The sequence below is a fragment of the Sporosarcina sp. P16b genome, from assembly GCF_002743065.1.
Taxonomy (GTDB): Bacteria; Bacillota; Bacilli; order Bacillales_A; family Planococcaceae; genus Sporosarcina.
This window is the reverse complement of sequence record NZ_PDYO01000037.1, coordinates 1-2810: the sequence shown is the minus strand read 5'-3', so window position 1 is coordinate 2810 and position 2810 is coordinate 1. Positions and strand designations below refer to the sequence as shown.

General features: G+C 42.0%; 3 protein-coding genes. All 3 read right to left on the bottom strand.

Translation table 11 applies throughout. The annotated features are described in order from the left end of the window. Positions 1 to 155: 155 nt before the first annotated feature. From CSV77_RS16605 to istA, 3 genes are read right to left on the bottom strand one after another with little or no spacing between them, the layout of a single operon-like run. Positions 156 to 353, bottom strand: coding sequence for a hypothetical protein (locus CSV77_RS16605; protein WP_099674258.1), 198 nt, complete (start codon positions 351 to 353; stop codon positions 156 to 158). Then, positions 350 to 1105: an IS21-like element helper ATPase IstB gene (istB, locus tag CSV77_RS16600; RefSeq protein WP_099674257.1), complete on the bottom strand. Its 756-nt coding sequence runs from the start codon at positions 1103 to 1105 to the stop codon at positions 350 to 352. Before istB ends, CSV77_RS16605 begins: the two co-directional genes overlap by 4 nt. After that, the gene (gene istA, locus CSV77_RS16595) at positions 1102 to 2637 is read right to left on the bottom strand and encodes an IS21 family transposase (RefSeq protein ID WP_099674256.1); all 1536 of its coding nucleotides are present in this window, start codon (positions 2635 to 2637) and stop codon (positions 1102 to 1104) included. The genes istB and istA overlap by 4 nt, the downstream gene beginning before the upstream one ends. Positions 2638 to 2810: the final 173 nt, after the last annotated feature.

Below are 2810 nucleotides of genomic sequence, written 5' to 3'. Positions count from 1 at the left end.
TGAGTATTGCGGAAAGAATGAGCCACTAGTGCGGAGTTTTGAGCCACTGAATGCGGATAATAGGGCCAGTAAAAGCGGGAGCGAGAGCCACCAATCGGTTAAAGTGGTTGAAACAGCCCTAGAAATAAGGTTTCTAGGGCTGTTTGCGGTTCTTATCAAAGTAGTGAAGGATCTATTTCATCGTCTATAACGTGAATAGCCCATAACACTAGTTCATCCATATCTATTTCTTCCTCCTCTACACCGAGACAACGAGTTAGTAAACCAACTTCCACTTTTTCCATAATTTCATCAGGCAAATATCTGTGAAAAAAGTAAGTAGCGATGCGATTTTCTACTTCCTCCGGAATCATACTCTAACCCCCAAACCATGACGTTCTCTCATCGAGATTTCCCCATCAACCAGTATTTTATAGGAATCATGCACAATGCGGTCGAGAATTGCGTCTGCTATCTGCGCCTGTCCTAACTTAGAGTGCCATCCTTCAGGTGAGAACTGAGAACAGAATATCGTGGATGTCCGCTTTAATCTCGATTCGATAATTTCTAAGACATGAAGGGCTTGCTCTTCAGAAAGCTCTGTCAGTAACCATTCATCCAGAATTAAGAGATCAATTTTCTTATATTTTTGAATGAGTTTGCGGAAACTACCATCAGCTTCATATTTTGCTACAGCTAATTCATCCAATAATTCTGGCAATCGGATATACTTTACTTTATAAAATTGGCGACAGGCATGGATTCCAAACGCGTTGGCTATCCAAGTTTTGCCGTTACCTGATGCACCCATTAAAACAATGTTGTGGTGATTCTGTAGATAATTCCCCGTGGCTAATTCTAAGATGAGACTCTTATCTAGTCGGCGATCTGGATGGTATTCAATGTCTTCAATGGCTGCCGTTGGATTTTCAAAAGTTGCCTGTTTAATCAGTCTTTCCAATCGGTTAGATTTTCGACGATCGTATTCATAGTCAACCAGAAGGTTGAAACGATCATCAAAATCCATTGCTTGATAATCTTTGTTCTGGCTCTGTTGTTGATATAGTTCTACCATGGCTATCATTTTCATCTCAGTTAATTTACGTAATGTTTCTTGGTTCATCATTTGCTTTCCCCTCCAAAGTATTTAGCTCCACGGGTAAAGCCGTGGTTTTCATGTCGAATAATTGGGTTATTGTCTTTTGGCCTGCGTTTATTCCGCCTATCCAAAATCCCTTTTAACACAGGTATGGTCGGATTAGTGGAGATTTCCAGTAATGTTTGGATTGCCGCTTCCAGCTCTTCCTTTGTATGCTTGGTGGAAACATTCCGTAACGAACTGAGAATGGTGAGTGCTTTCTTTTCAGGATTATGCTTTAAAATGTAAGCGACCAACCGTTCCATAAAAGGTCCGATGGACTCTGCCCATTTCTGATTGTTTTCCGGTGTATGCTCCAGGTATGCTCGGTGATTATCTGGCATATGATCTGTGTTTGTCGAAAACTGTCCCACTTCACCACATAACCGTTTATGAGATGCAATTCGTACTTCCTTAAAGTACACTTCAAGTAGATCCGCGGATAACCGAACATCGACCTGTTCACGGACATACTCATACGGAACGGAATAATACATGCGATCAACTTGGATGTGGTAGTTCAGTTGAACCTTTGCTGTTTTCCATTCTGCTAGTTTGTAACGGTTTGGAGGAAGTGGTTGAAGGTGAGATTTCTCCTCTTCCTCAAATATCTTTTTTCGTGATCCAGGACGCTTTTGAAAATCGATTTCGTTGATTTCTTCTAGTTTTTCATGGATTCGTTTATTAAGATCTTCCAAGTGAAAACATTGATAGTTTCGTAAAGACGCAATAATTTGGCGTGAGATGAATCCAACTGTTCCTTCCACACTGGCCTTGTCTTTTGGTTTTCGAACTCGACTAGGCACAATGATTGTCCGATAGTAATCTGCCAGTTCGCGATAAGCTTCATTGAGGAGTGGCTCTATTCGTTGAGCTTTAATCACTCCTGTTTTTAGATTGTCAGGTACCAAAGTTTCCGGCACCCCATCAAAATATTCATACGCTCGAATATGAGCAGACAACCAATTGGGCGATTTCATATCCAGAAATGCCTCTACGTAGCTGAATTGACTATAAGGTAAGGTCGCGATAAAGATATAAGCAGGAATGCGTTCCCCGGTAAACCGGTCAGTTACATGCAGGGTCGAGCCTGCCCAATCTACTTCCATGATTTCACCTGGCTTTCGGCGAATAGGCATGGTCAATTTATACTTTCTTGCGTATTTCCCATACTGTTCGCAGAACGTTCTATACGCATAAGGTATTTTTCCACCTTCACGTGCCCCTGCCGCATACTCATAATGCAATAAGGCCAGAGTGACATTCTTTTTTTGCAACTCTTTATGGACCTTCTCCCACTCGATAGGGAAGTATCCCTTTTCACTTGCCTGCTTCTCAGGAAAGAGAAGCTCCTCCAACCACCGGTTGGTCGTCGTGTCGTTCAAACTTTCTAAGCCATGTTTCTTGGCACACCGAACGACCTCGGAAACCGTATTTCGGGAATGACCAGTGCTAGAACTAATGGTGCGCTGACTGATTCCGTCAAAATACAGTTCGAGGATTTTACGACAATTAACCATAAAAAAACCTCCTGTATAATAAAATTGTCATGCTGTATGCATGCGATTTCAATTATACAGAAGGTGATTTAATTAGTAGGGTGGCTCTCACGTCCGCATTCACTGGCTCAATCGTCCGCACTGAGTGGCTCAAAACTCCGCAGAGGTGGCTCAATTCATATGCAATAATCATG

Coding starts and splice junctions, on each gene's coding strand:
- CSV77_RS16605 (WP_099674258.1), bottom strand. CDS start 353: ATGATTCCGGAGGAAGTAGAAAATCGCATCGCTACTTACTTTTTTCAC.
- istB (WP_099674257.1), bottom strand. CDS start 1,105: ATGATGAACCAAGAAACATTACGTAAATTAACTGAGATGAAAATGATA.
- istA (WP_099674256.1), bottom strand. CDS start 2,637: ATGGTTAATTGTCGTAAAATCCTCGAACTGTATTTTGACGGAATCAGT.